This window comes from Frankia sp. CcWB3 (assembly GCF_977927595.1).
On the sequence record NZ_CDWRCK010000080.1, the window covers coordinates 1 to 632 of the forward strand.

1 pseudogene is annotated in these 632 nt (G+C 69.6%); it reads left to right on the top strand.

Annotated features, from left to right (window positions below):
• Nucleotides 1-632, top strand: a pseudogene (locus ACY5KJ_RS08610) (toll/interleukin-1 receptor domain-containing protein); the annotation flags it as partial.

Sequence of the window (632 nt, forward strand, 5' to 3'; positions counted from 1 at the left end):
GGCAGATGAGGATCGGCGCTGGGTGCAGCGCTTTCACGCTGATCTCGAGTACGAGCTGCGGGTTCAGGTTGGCTCCGCGGTGGGCGGAATCCTGGACACCCGCCCACGTCCCGGCATGGACCCCGACCTGGCCCTGGCCGCCGGCGCCGGTGGAACCCGCGTGATGGTGGCGCTCTGTTCCGATCCCTTTTTCAGGGACGCCTGGTGCGGGCGCGAGTGGGAGGTCTTCCACTCGCGCATCGAAAATTTCAGCAAGGCCGGTGCGACCAGGCTGGAGGATGGTTTCATCCGGGTGCTGTGGCGTCCGGTGCAGGATCCCGTCCCGGCGATCGCGACGAAGGATCTCGCGGACGCGAGCGCGGGGCTCCCCGACACCTACCGCCAGCGCGGCCTGCTCTGGATGATGCGCAAGATGCTGCTCGGGGCGGGCGGATACTACTGGTTCGTCCGTATGTTCGCGGCGCGGATCGTCGCGGCCCAGCAAATCACCCTGGACCCGGTGCCCGACCTCGCGGTGCGCCGCGCCGCCGCGGCCTTCGGCTCCCACCCCGGCTCGTCCGGGGACCCGCCGGAAGCGATGCCCCCCTTCCTTCCGCTGGCCGGGTCCGTGAACGTGAACGTGAACGGGAACG